The organism is Chryseobacterium sp. L12 (assembly GCF_056133985.1).
The window spans coordinates 1-16,481 of sequence record NZ_JBVYOF010000027.1 but is presented as its reverse complement, the minus strand read 5'-3'; the positions used below and the strand labels follow the sequence as shown (position 1 = coordinate 16,481).

General features: G+C 34.3%; 13 protein-coding genes. 1 reads left to right on the top strand and 12 read right to left on the bottom strand.

The window, feature by feature from the left end; genetic code table 11:
- Positions 1 to 201: 201 nt before the first annotated feature.
- From typA to AC0NBN_RS14020, 3 genes are all read right to left on the bottom strand, one after another.
- On the bottom strand, positions 202 to 2,007 hold the full coding sequence (gene typA, locus AC0NBN_RS14030) for a translational GTPase TypA (RefSeq protein WP_143884985.1): 1,806 nt from the start codon (positions 2,005 to 2,007) through the stop codon (positions 202 to 204).
- A 234-nt stretch (positions 2,008 to 2,241) separates the two neighbouring features.
- A complete protein-coding gene (locus tag AC0NBN_RS14025; protein WP_143884984.1) occupies positions 2,242 to 2,790 on the bottom strand; it encodes a type 1 glutamine amidotransferase domain-containing protein in 549 nt (182 codons plus the stop codon).
- A 517-nt stretch (positions 2,791 to 3,307) separates the two neighbouring features.
- A complete protein-coding gene (locus AC0NBN_RS14020) occupies positions 3,308 to 3,568 on the bottom strand; it encodes a DUF1294 domain-containing protein (RefSeq protein ID WP_160812266.1) in 261 nt (86 codons plus the stop codon).
- A gap of 517 nt (positions 3,569 to 4,085) precedes the next feature.
- Here AC0NBN_RS14020 and AC0NBN_RS14015 point away from each other — a divergent pair.
- Complete coding sequence (locus tag AC0NBN_RS14015) at positions 4,086 to 4,439, top strand: hypothetical protein (RefSeq protein WP_160812265.1); 354 nt, start codon at positions 4,086 to 4,088, stop codon at positions 4,437 to 4,439.
- A gap of 69 nt (positions 4,440 to 4,508) precedes the next feature.
- Here the strand turns inward: AC0NBN_RS14015 and AC0NBN_RS14010 are convergent, their stop codons facing one another.
- The 9 genes from AC0NBN_RS14010 to AC0NBN_RS13970 all read right to left on the bottom strand — a co-directional run bounded on the left by AC0NBN_RS14010 (position 4,509) and on the right by AC0NBN_RS13970 (position 15,796).
- Entirely contained in the window at positions 4,509 to 7,625 is a 3,117-nt protein-coding gene (locus AC0NBN_RS14010) for a type I restriction endonuclease subunit R (protein ID WP_160812264.1), read from the bottom strand.
- A 5-nt stretch (positions 7,626 to 7,630) separates the two neighbouring features.
- Positions 7,631 to 9,418, bottom strand: coding sequence for a DUF262 domain-containing HNH endonuclease family protein (locus AC0NBN_RS14005; protein WP_160812263.1), 1,788 nt, complete (start codon positions 9,416 to 9,418; stop codon positions 7,631 to 7,633).
- An 8-nt stretch (positions 9,419 to 9,426) separates the two neighbouring features.
- On the bottom strand, positions 9,427 to 10,053 hold the full coding sequence (locus AC0NBN_RS14000; RefSeq protein ID WP_160812262.1) for a hypothetical protein: 627 nt from the start codon (positions 10,051 to 10,053) through the stop codon (positions 9,427 to 9,429).
- A gap of 4 nt (positions 10,054 to 10,057) precedes the next feature.
- Positions 10,058 to 11,290 (bottom strand): restriction endonuclease subunit S, encoded by a 1,233-nt coding sequence (locus AC0NBN_RS13995; protein ID WP_160812261.1) that lies wholly within the window; start codon positions 11,288 to 11,290, stop codon positions 10,058 to 10,060.
- Positions 11,287 to 11,745: a PIN domain-containing protein gene (locus AC0NBN_RS13990; protein ID WP_160812260.1), complete on the bottom strand. Its 459-nt coding sequence runs from the start codon at positions 11,743 to 11,745 to the stop codon at positions 11,287 to 11,289. Before AC0NBN_RS13990 ends, AC0NBN_RS13995 begins: the two co-directional genes overlap by 4 nt.
- Entirely contained in the window at positions 11,742 to 12,683 is a 942-nt protein-coding gene (locus AC0NBN_RS13985; RefSeq protein ID WP_160812259.1) for a hypothetical protein, read from the bottom strand. The genes AC0NBN_RS13990 and AC0NBN_RS13985 overlap by 4 nt, the downstream gene beginning before the upstream one ends.
- A gap of 23 nt (positions 12,684 to 12,706) precedes the next feature.
- A complete protein-coding gene (locus AC0NBN_RS13980) occupies positions 12,707 to 14,248 on the bottom strand; it encodes an HsdM family class I SAM-dependent methyltransferase (protein WP_160812258.1) in 1,542 nt (513 codons plus the stop codon).
- A gap of 112 nt (positions 14,249 to 14,360) precedes the next feature.
- Entirely contained in the window at positions 14,361 to 15,002 is a 642-nt protein-coding gene (locus tag AC0NBN_RS13975) for a DUF6266 family protein (RefSeq protein WP_160812257.1), read from the bottom strand.
- A gap of 515 nt (positions 15,003 to 15,517) precedes the next feature.
- On the bottom strand, positions 15,518 to 15,796 hold the full coding sequence (locus AC0NBN_RS13970; protein WP_474468640.1) for a helix-turn-helix domain-containing protein: 279 nt from the start codon (positions 15,794 to 15,796) through the stop codon (positions 15,518 to 15,520).
- Positions 15,797 to 16,481 lie beyond the last annotated feature (685 nt).

Genomic DNA, 16,481 nt, shown 5'->3' with positions numbered 1-16,481 from the left:
ATTAAAATTTTTAACAGAAGTAAACTCAGAATCTATAATGATTCATTGCGGATATTCAACTTAATTAGAAACATTCAATCATCTGAAATGATAAAAACTTTTATGCAAATATTCAGCCGCTAATGATAGGTATGATTAGTAAAACTCCATTCATAAAAAAAGCCCCGGAATTCCGAGGCTTGATTTATATAGGTGTGAAATTTATGCTTTCGCCGTTCTTTCCACTCTTTTTCTTTCTTCTTCAGAAAGAATTTTCTTTCTCATTCTTATGAAATTAGGAGTAACTTCAATTGCTTCATCTGCCTGAATATATTCCATACATTCTTCCAGAGAGAACAAGATTTTTGGTGCAACACCGGTATCTTTATCTTTTCCGGCTGCACGCATATTGTTCAGCTGCTTAGCTTCAACAATGTTTACCACCAAATCTCCCGGCTTGTTCTGTTCACCTATAATCATTCCTGCATAGATTTCCTCACCCGGATCAACGAAAAATTTACCTCTGTCCTGTAGTTTATTGATTGAATATTCAGTAGCAGGACCTTGAGTTTTGCTGATCAATACCCCATTGTTTCTTCCCGGAATTGCTCCTTTGAAAGGCTTGTATTCTGTGAAACGGTGTGCCATAATTGCTTCTCCTGCAGTTGCTGTCAACATCTGAGAACGCAACCCGATCAAACCTCTTGAAGGAATTTCAAACTCCATGTGCTGCATTTCACCTTTTGTTTCCATAATGTGAAGATCACCTTTTCTCTGAGTAGCCAGATCAATAACTCTTGAAGCATATTCTTCAGGTACATCCACTACCAAAGATTCGTAAGGCTCACAGTTTTCACCATCAATTTCTCTCAGGATTACCTGCGGCTGACCGATGGTCATTTCATATCCTTCTCTTCTCATGGTTTCAATTAAAACAGATAAGTGAAGAATACCTCTACCGAATACAAGGAATGTATTGGCATCATCTGTCTGCTGAACTCTCAATGCAAGATTTTTCTCTAATTCTTTGTGTAATCTTTCTTTCAGGTGATTAGAAGTTACATATTTACCGTCTTTACCGAAGAAAGGTGAATTGTTGATAGAGAACGTCATGTTCAACGTAGGCTCATCAATAGCTGTTCTTTCCAACGGTTCAGGGTTTTCAAGATCTACAAAAGAATCTCCGATCTGGAAAGCATCAAAACCTACTACGGCACAGATATCTCCTGCCTGAACTTCAGTTACTTTTTTCTTTCCTAAACCTTCGAAAACGTATAATTCTTTTATTTTTCCTTTTGCAATTTTTCCGTCTGCCTGAGCAAGACCGATCCACTGAGATTCCTTAAGCTCACCTCTTGTCACTTTTCCGATCGCAATTCTTCCCAGGAAAGAAGAATAATCAAGAGAAGTAATCTGCATCTGAAGGTTTCCTTCTTCTATTTTCGGAGCCGGAACATATTGTAAAATACCATCCAGTAATGGCAAAATATCTTCAGTCTGTTCCAGTGATGTGTTGAACCATCCCTGTTTTGAAGAACCGTAGAATGTTGGGAAATCCAGCTGCTCTTCAGTCGCTTCCAGGTTGAAGAACAAATCAAAAACCTGATCGTGAACTTCGTCCGGACGACAGTTTGGCTTATCTACTTTGTTGATTACCACCAATGGTCTTAATCCCAATTCCAAAGCTTTCTGCAATACGAATCTTGTCTGTGGCATTGGTCCTTCGAACGCATCCACCAACAAAATAACTCCGTCTGCCATTTTCAATACTCTCTCTACTTCCCCACCAAAATCGGCGTGACCAGGAGTATCGATTACGTTAATTTTTGTGTCTTTATAAGTAACAGAAATATTTTTTGATAAAATGGTAATTCCTCTTTCTCTTTCAAGATCGTTGTTATCCATTATTAATTCTCCACTTTCCTGATTTTCTCTGAAAATGTTTGTAGCATGAATAATTTTATCAACCAAGGTAGTTTTACCGTGGTCAACGTGTGCGATAATCGCAATATTTCTAATGTTTTGCATGAATGATTTTTACGGGTGCGAAATTAGTGATTTTTAATGAATTAAACATCAACAATGTCTATTATTTAACAAATTAATAATGAAGAAGTTATTCGGAAGAAATAAAAACATGGAAGATTTGTATTCTGAAAATAATCGTACAGATTAAATTTTTCACCTTTACTAAAAAAGGTTTAAATCCATTTGGACTTAAACCTTTACTGTTTACTATAACGTATACTATACCTTACTGTTTTACAGTGTCTGCTCCTGATGTTTCCCTTCTTTTACTTCCTCTACCAGTTTTGCATTGAATGCCGGTAAATCTTCGGGAGTTCTGCTGGTCACCAAACCACTGTCTACCACTACTTCGCTGTCTTCCCATTGGGCTCCTGCATTTTTCAAATCCTGGCTAATAGCTTTTACCGAAGTAAGATTTCTTCCTTCAACTGCACCCGCATTGATGAGAATCTGCGGTCCGTGGCAGATTGCCGCAACCGGTTTATGCTGGCTGAAAAAATCTTTAACAAATGACAAAGCATCTTCATTGGTTCTTAACTGGTCAGGATTGATGACACCGCCCGGCAAAACCAGCGCATCATAATCTGATGCCGATGCTTCGCTTAATGTTTTATCTACAGTGTATTCTTTTCCCCAGTTTTTCTCAGACCATGCTTTGATGCTTCCCGATTCCGGACTGATGATGTGGGCAGTCCATCCCTGCTGCTCAATGTGTTCTTTTGGTGATTTCAGTTCACTTTCTTCAAATCCGTGTGTTGCTAAAATGGCAATTTTTTTTGACATACTATTAAATTTTTTGGTGTTATCTAGTCATAGACTTGAAAAAATAATGCCGTCACCCAAATTGAAATGCTAAAACTTTGTTAATGCACTGTTAAAGTTAATTCTTGAACTTTCATTAGTTTCTATAAATTGTCTTTGATTAACCTGAGTTCGAGGATAAGAAATAAATTTAAATAATTGATTTATAGCATCATATTAATTTATTGCAAAGAAAAACAAAAGATTTTTTACTTTTTGAAAGTTTTTAAGCTAAACAAAGGCACTTCGTTTATTGAAAAAAGACAAAAATGGTATTATTTTAATAAGTTAAAGTTTATACTGAGCGTAGTCGAAGTGCTTTTGTATATCTTAAAAGCTGAATTCTTGATAATTGAATCTCTTTGTTTAACGTTGCGTTTAAGAAAACTTATCCCCAACTCAGGTTTGATTAAGTTATTCGTATACTTCTTCAGAACAAATCCAATTAATGTAACAGCAGGTTCTTAAAAATGCAGGAAAGAAAGTTATTTACTAATGATTACTTCTGTAATTTATTATAAGCCACTACAGCCATTATTTGTATAGCGATAACGAATACTATTTTGAAAAGAAAAGATTTTTTAGAGATCTTATGCCTGAAAAGAATCATGCCCAGAAGCGCACCGATGGTTCCTCCCAGTAATGTTGCAGCTAATAAAGTAGATTCCGAAATTCTTCTCTGACGTTTTACTGCTTTCATTTTGTCAAATCCAAACAGCCCAAAACTGATAAGACTGATCACAGATACATAATAAATCATAGCTGCAAATATACACAACCTGAAAGAGCCGAATTATTTAAAATGATTTCATAGTATTGATGGTTGCAATGTTAAGCAAAGAAATTAGATTTGCAATTCGTTAACACCGACAATGGCATTACACTTAACAACATTTTTCACCAAAACGGAGACAAAGGTTATTTACAAAGCTCAGAAGTTATAATATTTGCTTTTTCTGAATTTAGGTTAAATAACGTGAACTCGGAATAAGAGATATTTTTAACTGACTGATTTTCAAAATAAAATTATTTTATCGCAAGGAAAAACAAAGAAATATTACTTTTTTGAAATGCTTTCAAGCTAAACAATGCCACTTCGTTTATCAAAGTAATACAAGAATTTTGTATTACTTCGATAAGTTATACGCCTTTGTATATCTTAAATCTTTAAAATCATGTGATTAATACTTTTGTTTAGCTTTGCGTTTTATATAATGTTATCCCGAACTCAGGTTAAATAAAAAGATAAGTACATTTGTTATTTTTAAACAAATAGCATGACTATACACGATCTTGCAGGAAACTATTCGATACAGGGAAGCAATCAGGAAGAAAACAGCAGTACCTATCACGGTTTTCTGACTTTACGCATTGATGAAAACAACCGCATTATTGCCCGATGGATCATTGGTAATCATATTCAGCACGGCACAGGTTTTTACAAAGATCAGATTCTGGTCATCAATTTCAGCTACGAAGGTGATGACCGGAAAATATATAAAGGAGTTGCGGTTTACCGCTGTCTTAATGCCGATACGCTGGATGGTTTCTGGTCTGAGAAACATGGAAATCCGATGTATCTGGGGAGTGAGTATGCGGTGAGGATTCAGGAGTCGGGGTTGTTGAATTAATTAAAGTTAATTGTGATTTTTTTTAAATGACTGAACCACTATAAGTTTGTACCATTGATTGCTTTTATTCTAATTTCTGCTAAAAATATCAGCCAAACTCTCGCTTTGAGCAATAACTCTATCTGCTTCCATTTTAGCAACATCTGGCGGATAACCGTAACGCATCAAAATTTTCTTTACCGTAAGTCTTAATTGTGCTCTCACATCATCACGTTTGCTCCAATCAACTGTTGCATTTTTCCTGATAACCTCTACAATAGTGTGAATCAATTCTTTCATTTTCTCATCATCTAAAAATGAAGTAGAATCATTATTTTTTAAAACACTATAAAAAGCATATTCTTCTGGGCTTAATCCTAACTCTTCAGACTTTGCATCTTCTAGTCTCATTTCTTTGGCTATTTCAGATAATTCTTTCAGAACTTGAGCAGAATCTATCTGGTTATTATGATAGCGTTTTACAACAGATTCTAGCATTTCCGAAAATTTCTTTCCTTGTACCAAGTTTTTAGTCTTTCTTATTTTTATTTCGTCACTTAATAACTTTTTAAGCAATTCAAAAGCAACATTTTTTTGTTGCATATTTTTTACTTCTAACAAAAATTCGTCAGACAGAATACCAACTGATGGTGCTTCTATTCCTGCTGCTTCAAAAATATCAATTACACCATCACTTGATAAAGCTTCATCCACAATTTGCTTTATGGCTGTTTCTACTTCATAATCAGATTTTACACCATTGCTGCTGAATTTATTAATTCTAGATTTTACAGCTTGGAAAAAAGCTACCTCATCTTTTATGCTATCAGCTTCTGCGCTTGGAATTGACAATGCAAAGAGTTTAGAAAGCAAACCGATTTCCTTTAAAAATCGATTCTTTAAAGTTTCTGATTCTAAAATGAAATTTTGAGCACCTAACAATATTTGAAGTTTTTGTGCGGTTTCACTTGAAAAATAAGATTTATAATCATACCCGATAAACATTTGCTCTAATACTTCGTGTTTTTCAAGCATTCCTGCAATGGCTTCTTTAATATCTACAATAGGAGTTCCTTCTCCGCCACTTTGCAGATAGGTTGCCATAGCGTTTCTTAGATCTTGACCAATACCAATATAATCTACAATTAACCCACCTGGCTTATCTTTATATACTCTGTTTACTCTTGCAATGGCTTGCATTAGATTAGCACCTTGCATTTTTTTATCAATGTACATTGTGTGCATACTTGGTGCATCAAAACCTGTTAACCACATATCTCTAACGATAACAATTTTTAAGTCATCATTAGGATCTTTCATACGGGTTGCTAAATCTTTGCGTTGTTTTTTTGTGGTATGGTGTGGCTGCAACAATGCGCTATCGTCTGTAGAGCTGGTCATTATTACTTTTAATACACCTTTATCCAAATCGTTATGATGCCATTCTGGTTTTAATGCTATAATTTCATTATAAAGCATTGCGCAGATGTTTCTTGTCATACAAACAATCATCGCTTTTCCTTCAAAAACTTGCTGTCTTGCTTCAAAGTGTGCAACAATATCTTTGGCAATATCTTTCAAACGGTCTGGATGTCCTACAACTGAATCTATAGCTGCTAATTTCTTTTTGGCTTTTTCTAATTGTTCTTCTGTAGCATCTGAAATAGCATTAATGTCTTCGTCTATAGAAGCCATCGTAGATTCGTCGATTTTTATCTTTATTAAACGAGATTCATAGCTTATAGGAACTGTAGCTCCATCATCTACAGCTTGTTTAATATCATAAACATCAATATATTTCCCAAAAACGGCTGGTGTAGATTTGTCTTCTTTTTCAATAGGTGTTCCCGTGAAACCAATGTAAGAAGCGTTTGGTAAAGCATCTCTTAAATATTTAGCATTGCCATATCTTATTTCCGAACCTTCTTCTGTTTCTACTTCTCTGCCTTTGAAACCATACTGGCTTCGGTGTGCTTCATCTGCAATGACTACAATATTGGTTCTGTCCGAAAGGGTTTCATAGATATTACCTGTCTCTGGCGCGAATTTCTGAATGGTGGTAAAAATAACACCACCACCCGAAACTTTTAACAAATCTTTGATGTGTTCTCGGCTTTCTGCCTGTACTGGTTTTTGACGAAGCAATCCTACACAGTTTCCAAACGTACCGAATAATTGGTCGTCTAAATCATTTCTATCGGTAAGGATTACTAAAGTTGGATTTTCCATTTTTGGATGTGTAATAATCTGTCCGCTAAAGAAAACCATTGATAGCGATTTGCCACTACCTTGGGTATGCCAAACCACACCAATTTTTCTGTCACCATCCGTTGAATGAGTAGCTCTTAAGGTTTGTGCCACCGCTTTTTGTACCGCGTAATATTGGTGATATGCTGCTACTTTTTTTATTTTGATTTGTGAAATAATACCTTCGGCATTTTTTACTTCTTCTTGCTCAAATACCGTACAATATCGAATGAGTTTTACCAAAGTATCTTTATGGAGCATATATTCAGCAAGAATTTGCAAATCGGTTTGTAAAGTATTGGTAGTGTCTTTAGGAGCTTTCCAAGCGAGATATCTGGAAAATGGAGCAGAAACACTAGACACTTTGGCATCTATTCCATCAGAAATTACACAAAGTGCATTATAATAGAAAATATTAGGAACGGCTTTTTTATAATTTTGTATTTGTTGAAACGCTTTTTGCAAAGTCGCTTTCTCGTCTGAAGCATTTTTGAGTTCTATGAAAACCAACGGCAAACCATTGATGAACACCACTACATCAAATCGTTTTTCGTTGTTGTTTTCTTTTACTACCAATTGATTGACTACCCAAAAACTATTATTCTCTATATTTTCGGTATCGAGTAGGCGAACATTGATACCTATGGTATTTTCACCTTTTTGGTATTCTACTGTAACACCGTTGGTAAGATATGTATGAAAACGCTCGTTGTTTTCCATTATATCTTCTGTTCCTAAATTGATTATCTTTTGGAACGCTTCTACTCTCGCAGATTCTGGAATAGCGGGATTGAGCTTTTTAAGACTTTCTTTGAAATGATTTTCCAGTATTACAGAAGAAAAACTTTCTCTTTGTGCATTATTACTGTAAGGAGCAATGTCTGCACCATAATAATAAGTGTAGCCTTGTTGTACAAGTTGCTCAATCAATGACTGTTCTATGGTGTTTTCGGTGAGCATAGTAACTATATTTTGTAATGCTGTTTTATTTTATTTATCAATTGTTTATGATTATCTTTCAATTCTGTAATTGTCCATTCAGGTTTTTGTATTACACGGAGTGAATTAGGAAATGTTTCGATGCTAGATTTAAAGTATTTTTCTTTTTTTAATGAAAAATCTAATCTCCCTTGCCCAGAATTTTTTCTTCTGCTAATGAGTACCAAGTTGCCCAGTTTATGCGTCCACACTTCTTTTTCATCAGGCATAAAATCTAAATTCCATTGACTGTTTTCTTCTGGATTTTGAGGCAGTATATGCTCTACAGACATTTCATTGTAAGAACTTCTTTTTTCTGAATAAAGAGGTGCATCTAATAAAAAATCTACCTTTCTTAAAATATATCTTGCAAACCTTCTCCCATAAATAGAATTCTCATCTAAATCTGATAAAAAGAATGAAGAGTTAAAAACAAAAACGTTGTCATTAAACAGCAAATTCAGTTTTTCATCTTTGGTTGTATCTGCTAATTTTGCACATTCTTCTACTCTCTTCATCACATTATTCATTGCTTCTATTCTGGTTGTAGGTGTTTGTCTTCCTATCCAATCTCCTGAAAATTTATTATCAAGCAATTTTAGAAAATCTAAAATCTTATAATCTCCAAAATAATGCCTATATACCAATAAAGGAGGAACCCAAATATCAGATAATGCAGTATCATTGAGAATACTGATTAAATTATCAAATGCCCAATTATTACTGATATGATAATTATTACCACTGAAAACAGCATCATAATGAACTTTGTATGCTTTAATTAAATCAAAAGTTTCATCGCCTTTTTTTAATAATGGCTCTGCACTTTCATATTTCTTAGTGCTTTGATTGAATTTTTTTGGATGGTAAATATTGTCTTCAAACTCTTTTAATAAATTGTTTCGTGCTTTTTCTTTTACGAGAATAGTTCTGATGTAAGATAAAAACAAATCGAAATCTTCCCCTAGTTCTCCTTCCAGCTCTTCCCAGAATTTTGCATATTCTGTTTGTTTTTGCTCTGTGCTTACTTCTTTTAAATTCTGGGCTTTCAGAATATCACTATTTCTTAATTTTATACCTCTATCATTAAGAACTGTAAACAGGCGAAAAGCATCTTCTAGTTCGCTGCTTGCAACATATACTAAAATTACATATTGTCTTAAATAAGGAAATAAAACATCAATATCCAAATTGTCTTCATTGGCAAACCATTTATTAATGATAAGAATGGCATTTGCCATATTTCTTATAGACACGTTTTCTGAAGTATTGGCTAAGTTTTGCAACTCCTCAGTTTTTTGTGTGCCTCCTTCTTTTTTTATAAAATTGTTTATAAAAACTTCTACTTCTTTACGAATCGCAAACTCAATGCGTAAACGCTCAGGCACACCATCATCTGGATTTCCTTCCTGGAAAATGGCTTTTGCACACGTTTTTTTTCTGGTTTCTACCGTGGTTACATCTCTGATGATGGCTTGTAGAATATATAATGTAGTAAGACGTTGCTGCCCGTCCAGAACGCTGTTTTCTTGGTAAGTAGTACCATTAAAGTTTTTTGGCTGACAATGTAATACCAATGAACCTAAGAAATATTGACTATCTGGTGTATTAACTGCTGCGTGCGAAACATCATCTAACAAAGTACTGATTTGGTCTTCTCCCCAAACATAAGGTCTTTGATAATCTGGTATGCAAAACCACATATCTTCTCCAAAAACATCTTTTATCGTTATTTTATCACTCGCAATCTGTTTGCCTGTTACTTCTACTGCCATAATTTTTATTAGTTTTCTTGGTCGTTATTTTCTTCTTGTTTTACTTGATTATTATATTCTTCTAAAGCTTCTTTATAGCTTTGATAATCGGTATTGTACAAAACTTCACTAGGTGAATAGGAAAGAGAGCCTACCATTACATTTTCTTGGCTAGAATCTAACCATTCATTAAAATCTTTATTGTCATTATATATAATAGTTGGTAAATCTGACTCTTGGTCTCTAATCTCTCTTTCCTCTTTAGCTATTTTTACTTTTTCTTCATAATCTAACAATCTTTTTATTGTTCTTTTATTTGTTTTATATTGTTCAAATCTTTTATAGGACAATTCAGATAAAATTGAAAAACACCATATAAATAAAAATGTAGAAATTGCAGGTCCTAAAAACACATACCAAACATTCAGAGCTATATTAGAAAAAGAGTTCACAGGATAGAAGCTCAAAAGATAGTCAACTTTTAATTTTTTTAGTTCTTTACTTTCCACAAAAAGGAAACTATATATAAATGTCCAATTATAAATGATCCAAGATAAGATAAAATAAAAATACATTGGACTGAAAAATCTCTCAAGAACAACTTCTTTAGTATCTTCCAATAGCTCTTTGCTATATTCTTTTGCTTCTTCTAACATACATTTACATTTTTACCCTTATCTCACCACTCATCAGTTTTGGTAACAACTCATCTCTGGTTTTGGTGAGGGTTTGAATTTGTTCAGTATTAGTTTTGATTTTATCAAATATAGGATGAATTATTTCTTGAAAGTCTTTAAGGATGTTTTCTTGAGGAATTACAAAATCTAATTTTTTTATGATTGTAGAATTAATTGCTGTAACTATTGATGACGTACTACCTAAAGAATTGAAATCTAGATTTTGTAAATACAAATAAATATATTCAGATGTTAGATAAGAATCTCTTTTAATTTTCAAATGTGCAATTGCTTCATTAGAAAGCATTTCTTCGGTAGTAATAGCTAATTTACCTACTGTCATTTTAAAACTCAGTAAAGTTGTATTTTCAGGAATAATAGGAATATTAAATTTTGAAATTGCTTCATCAGTTAAATATTCGGAGGTATCAAAAATGAAAACTCCGGAATTACCCATATCTTTTATTGAAATCCATTTTTTACCAGTTGGTGTATCTGAAAACCATTCTTGTTCAATTCTTGGAGGTGTTCTTCCAATAGTTATATCAAATTCATCCCCAAGCTTTCCTTCTCTCCAACCCTCTGGCAACTCATCTCCCATTTCATATTTCCCAAACCATTCGGTAAAAATCGTTTGTGCCAATTCTTCTAAAGTTTTGTTTTGGGCTTGTAACAATTCTATTTTTTCATCAAAAGAAGTTAGTATTGCTGCGATGGATTTTTGTTCGGGTATTGGTGGTATCTTTATAGATAAAGTTTTAATCTCTTGAAAATTGATATTAGGTTGAGCTGATTGGCTGGGAATTGATTTGAAATATTTTACTGTATTTGTATCTCTCAAATTATACCATAAGAATATAGGATAAATAATATTTTTATCAACTGTAATAATTGCAACTGCTTGATTTGTATTTGCAGGTAAATGTTCGTCTTTTACTAAACCTGTTTTCCCTAAATATTCTCCTGCCATTGACAATAAAACATCATCAATATTTAATTGAGATCTTTTCAGTTCATCATTAACTTCTTGAGTGATTTTTACAAATTTATTTTTATCTAAAAAACCTCCATAATTTAAAGCATCGGATTTGATATAGTTTACATCATTTTCATTAACTGAAAAAGTTTTAGGAGTAGTACCTTTTGTTATTCGTTCAACAACTTCTCCCAAAGTCTTTTCTATCCATTCTTTAGGCATATTACTTTCATTTATCATACTACTTTCTTTATCGTCAAGAAATTATCGTTAAGATGGTCAAAATCTCCATCGGCTGTAAGCAATGGTGCATCTATGGCGTGTGCAGATGCAGCTATCCATAAATCATTTTTGCCCATTTTACAAGAAGAACCTTGCTTTAATTCTCCATTTGGTGCAGGAATTTTACGTTTAGAATAAGCATCAATATTTGCATAACTTTCTAGTAATTTTGCATCTGCATTTTCTATATCTATGTAAGTTACTAGGTTTAGAAAATTATTCAATGCCGTAAGTTTAGATGCTCCCCAATTCTGTTGCTTTGCAAAAGATTCTAGTTCTCCTTTTGTAACCGTAGAAATCACAATATTAGGGTTGGTGTCATATTCTTTTAATAATTCTATACAATTTTTCCCGGTCTCAGATTGTCTAATGATGTGTATAATAACACAGGTGTCTATTACAATATTTTTCATCTGTGGCTATCTTTTAGCATTTCATTAAACTCTTCTTCTGATATATCATCTTTCATTAGTCCCATTAAACTTTCCAGTGCACCCAAAGAATTTTTTCCCTTCCCTTCTTTTATTTGGAAAAGTAATTGTTGCTCAGCATTCATTGCATTAGGTTTTCTAGAGAAATACAAATCAGATGTTTTAGGCTCACTATAATCTACTACTTCAATAAAACTTAGTTGCCCGTTTGCTTTGTAATGTGCTAGTCCAGATATAGTAATTTCTTTGCCTACAAATTGTAGAATGTTATTTAAAGTGGTATCATTTTTTGCAATTAATGTTACTATACCTTGTGTAGTTTGTAACCCTAATTTTCCTTTAGATACTTTTATTTCGTCTAATTTACCGTTTACAATTTCGTTAGTAGGTTCTGGTATGCTGTCTTCCAGCAGGCTGATTTTTTTAAAGTCTTCTTTGGTAAGTTCTAATTCTGGAACTGTACCTCTATTGGCTAAATAAAAAACCTCTTCATTGCTAATAAAGTTCTTTTTAAATTTTAATAGAGATTTTAGCAAAGGTTTATCTATATCGGTTTCGCTTCTATTATCACTTAAAGCGTTGTGAAAAGATTGTATTACAAGAGACATAGGAGTTGCTTGAAGTAACTGCTCTTTAGGTTTAAAAAAATCTAACTGAACTCTTTTAATGGTTTCAGAAAAATGGTCACAATCTATAGTCATAGAAGTACCATCTTTTTTATTACCGGTCAGACTTTCTAATCTTATTTCAAGAGCTTTTTTTATTTTAGCATCGGGCTTCACATCACTATAACCTCTTAACTGTAGCATAAGAGCTTTAGTTGCAATTTCTTTAGTAGTATCTGCCAACGAACTCAGACGGTCAAATTCTATAGAACCGTCATCGTTTTTATTGCCTTTAATTTTAATATCATAGTTCATAATGGTTATGTTTTTTAATGAAACTATTGTAATACAAACCCAATTTTAGCCAATTGTTTTTCAATTTCGGCATTCAGCTCGGCTTCTTTGTCCATTTGTTGTTTTAAAGTGGTGGTAAGCAACTGCATTTTTTCTTCAAAAGGGATTCCGTCATCTTCTGTATCGGTAATGCCTACATATCTACCTGGGGTAAGAACATAGCCGTGTTTTTCTATTTCTTCTAACGTGGCACTTTTGCAAAAGCCTTTTATATCTTGGTAGCACACCCCGCCTTCGGCACCCCTCTCAAGAGGGGAATTTTTACGCCAATTATGGTAGGTTTCGGTAATTAAATCAATATCCTCATCTGCTAAATCTCTATGTACACGGTCTTTCATATAGCCCATTTCACTGGCATCTATAAAAAGAACTTCACGGTTATGGTGGTTTTTGTCTCGTCGCATAATCCAAATACACGCTGGTATTCCTGTATTGTAAAACAATTGCTTTGGTAAAGCCACAATACATTCTACCAAATCTGCAAGAATCATATTTTTTCTAATCTCGCCCTCACCAGAAGTATTAGAACTGAGAGAACCATTACTAAGAACCGTTGCCATAACGCCTCTTGGTGAAAGGTGATACAGCATATGTTGCAACCAACCGTAATTGGCATTTCCATTAGGTGGTACTCCATATTTCCAACGCCCGTCTTCCTGCAAAATATCGATACCCCAATCGCTTTGGTTAAAAGGTGGATTCGCTATGATGTAATCTGCCTTCAAATCTGGGTGAGCATCTTTCAAAAAAGAACCTTCACTGTTCCAAGCTACAAATTTAGAATTGATGTTTCTGATGGCAAGGTTCATTTTAGAGAGCTTCCAAGTGGTTTGGTTGCTTTCTTGTCCGTAAACGGTTATATCATTAATTCTACCACGGTGTTCCAACACAAATTTTTCACTCATCACAAACATACCACCACTTCCACTGGCTGGGTCATAGACTCTGCCTTTATAGGGTTCTATCATTTCTACCATTAGCTTTACAATGGCTTTTGGCGTATAGAATTGTCCGCCTTTTTTACCTTCTGCATTGGCAAATTCACCCAAAAAATATTCGTAAACCCTACCAAAAAGGTCTTTAGAATTATGGTTTTCTACTTGTAAATCGGTATTAGAAATAAGGTCTATCAATTCGCCAAGAGAAGTTTTGTCCAAATTGGCTTTGCCATATACTTGTGGAAGAACATTTTTCAGTTCTTTATTCTCCCTTTCTATGGCTTGCATTGCCTCGTCTATGGTTTGTCCTATGGTTGGCAATTTGGCGTTGGCGTGTATATGACTCCAACGTGCTTCTTTTGGAACAAAGAATATATTAGATGCAATGTATTCATCTCTGTCTTCGGGATCAGAATATTCATCTTTTTGAAGTTGTTCGTATTTTTCTGTAAAGGATTCAGATATATATTTTAAAAAAATCAACCCTAGAACTACGTGCTTATATTCTGCTGCGTCTATGTTTTTACGTAATTTATCAGCAGATTTAAATAGTTTTTGTTCAAAAGTTGATGTGTCGGTTTTTGCCATTTAGTTTCTTTACATTATTACTTTTCAAATATAACCAAAAAACCAATTCCAACCTTTACGGCAAACCGTAAACAACAAAAAATTCACCCTTTCGAGTGAATTCTTTTTAAGTTTAAACTATCTGAATTTGTCCGAGATAGAAACTCGTGGATGCTGAAGTCTGCATTTCGTTGCTAATGAATGCATACACTTCCATCGCTTTGCCGTTGCAGTCAGCCGGAAGTGTGACATTTGCATTGAGATCCGGACGCAACGCCACCGATTCAAAAATTTCAAATCTGCCAAGTTCTTCGCAATAACAGACGATGCTGATGCTGTCGGTTGAAGAAGCATTTCCCTGTAAAGAATTGTCTTCCCAACTCAGGCTGATCTGGTTGCCGGACTGCGCTGAAGCGGTCACATTCTGAAAACCGGTAAGATCACCTTTGGTAATCAGAATTTTGTTGTACACCAGAGAAGGAACATCTGCCGTTACCTGTAAGGCTTCATTAATGGTGTACGAAGCCGCCATATTGACTCTGGATTTAGAACCACTCCCCGACCCGAAATATCTGGACTGAATGTTTCTCAGCGGCTGCAGAAAACTGATGACCAGTTTGAATTTGTTCTGCTGCAAAAGCTGTTTTTCGCTCGGCGGTCTGCTGCTGGGTTTTGGGATGCTCCGGATAATGTCCTGGCCGCGCCAGTTGGCTCCTACGATAGTTCCTACTTTTCCTGAAAATCCTCCAAGGATTCCTTTTGTTATTCTTGCCATTTTTTTATGTTTTTTATGATTAGTGAAACGAAGGTAGCACAGAAAATGGTGTTTTGTAACTGCCGGAAAAGTTTTGGCTGTATTTGGCTTTGACTGACTTATTTTGTCTGGCTTAGTAGTTGTTGTTTCGGGTGTTCTTCGGGAATGATGCGGGTATTCTTCGGAAAAAACATCCTTTTTCCGAAGGTGGATTAGTTGATAGTGGAAACTTAAGAGGATTTATGGTAACGCTATGTTCACTAATTTTTTAAATTCTTAAGAATGTTTGAGTACGCAAGAACGCTCCACTCAACAAATGAGCAGAGTATGGATGTATTTTAGAAATCATTTGATGGCTTCAGAATAAATTCTTGATACGGGGTATTTTGAATAAGAATTGTAATCATCAACTTATAATTGTTCTGATCTATATTTCTTAGTCGGATGGACGAAAAATGTTTAATCTATTGGAATTGTATGATACAGCCTCAATAGAATTCAGGCTGTATTATATACCGGTTGAACCTCCTGCTGAATTACTCTTTAAGGTGATTTTTTGATTTTTCAGTGAAAAATGATTTTGGATAGTATATTTTCCCTCCGATCTTGATATGCGGTATCTCACCTGAATTTCTCAGCCTCTGCAAAGTGCGGTCACTGATCTTGAGCAGCTGCTTTACATCTGCACTGTCATAATATTCAGGGTGAGTATGATTAGTTTTGTGATGGAGATTGAGCAGCTCTGAAAGTATAAGAAGCACCATATCTTTAAACTGCTCATCTGTGAGCTGGCTGGCTGATTTTATTTTCATCATTGTAACGCATTTTTAAACAAAGTATTTTTATGGCATACCAAAGTGTTTTGATCCTTTAACGATAAGTGATACCTATTTATTATTTTATTGCTTTAAAAACAGTTTTGACTTGCTATTTTTATTTATTGCTAAATCTTTTCAGTTGTTTTTAATTTTCTGATTTTATATTTATCACGTAATGCAAGAGCTTATTTTATGAATCAGTCAATAGTCAATTGTGAATTGATCGGCTAAGTTTTGAATTGCTTTGGCTTCGCCGAATCGCCAACGCTAATTGCCAAGCTAGATTTCATTTTTGAGTATCTTTGAGATATGACACAACCAAGGTTAATTAAGTTATGTCTCTCTGACAGTTGTGAATTGCTTTCATTTTTGAGTATCTTTGAGATATGACACAACGCAAAGGATCTAATAGCTTATGAAAATACGGTTGTGAATTGCTTTCATTTTTGAGTATCTTTGAGATATGACACAACAAATTGGTGATTTTTGCCGAGATTAACGCCGTTGTGAATTGCTTTCATTTTTGAGTATCTTTGAGATATGACACAACCAGGAGTATATTTGGCAGGAGCTATCCCTTGTTTTGATTTGCTTTCATTTTTGTGTATCTTTTCGCTATGACACAACTTTCTCTGATGCCAGCAGATCAGATGAGATCGGAAGCGCGTCGTGCAGGGATAGA

Bases quoted from the DNA above. Each gene is read 5' to 3' on its own strand.
- AC0NBN_RS14025 (WP_143884984.1), bottom strand. From the start codon at position 2,790: ATGTCAAAAAAAATTGCCATTTTAGCAACACACGGATTTGAAGAAAGT.
- AC0NBN_RS13975 (WP_160812257.1), bottom strand. From the start codon at position 15,002: ATGGCAAGAATAACAAAAGGAATCCTTGGAGGATTTTCAGGAAAAGTA.
- typA (WP_143884985.1), bottom strand. From the start codon at position 2,007: ATGCAAAACATTAGAAATATTGCGATTATCGCACACGTTGACCACGGT.
- AC0NBN_RS13995 (WP_160812261.1), bottom strand. From the start codon at position 11,290: ATGATAAATGAAAGTAATATGCCTAAAGAATGGATAGAAAAGACTTTG.
- AC0NBN_RS13980 (WP_160812258.1), bottom strand. From the start codon at position 14,248: ATGGCAAAAACCGACACATCAACTTTTGAACAAAAACTATTTAAATCT.
- AC0NBN_RS14010 (WP_160812264.1), bottom strand. From the start codon at position 7,625: ATGCTCACCGAAAACACCATAGAACAGTCATTGATTGAGCAACTTGTA.
- AC0NBN_RS14015 (WP_160812265.1), top strand. From the start codon at position 4,086: ATGACTATACACGATCTTGCAGGAAACTATTCGATACAGGGAAGCAAT.
- AC0NBN_RS13970 (WP_474468640.1), bottom strand. From the start codon at position 15,796: ATGATGAAAATAAAATCAGCCAGCCAGCTCACAGATGAGCAGTTTAAA.
- AC0NBN_RS13985 (WP_160812259.1), bottom strand. From the start codon at position 12,683: ATGAACTATGATATTAAAATTAAAGGCAATAAAAACGATGACGGTTCT.
- AC0NBN_RS13990 (WP_160812260.1), bottom strand. From the start codon at position 11,745: ATGAAAAATATTGTAATAGACACCTGTGTTATTATACACATCATTAGA.
- AC0NBN_RS14020 (WP_160812266.1), bottom strand. From the start codon at position 3,568: ATGATTTATTATGTATCTGTGATCAGTCTTATCAGTTTTGGGCTGTTT.
- AC0NBN_RS14005 (WP_160812263.1), bottom strand. From the start codon at position 9,418: ATGGCAGTAGAAGTAACAGGCAAACAGATTGCGAGTGATAAAATAACG.
- AC0NBN_RS14000 (WP_160812262.1), bottom strand. From the start codon at position 10,053: ATGTTAGAAGAAGCAAAAGAATATAGCAAAGAGCTATTGGAAGATACT.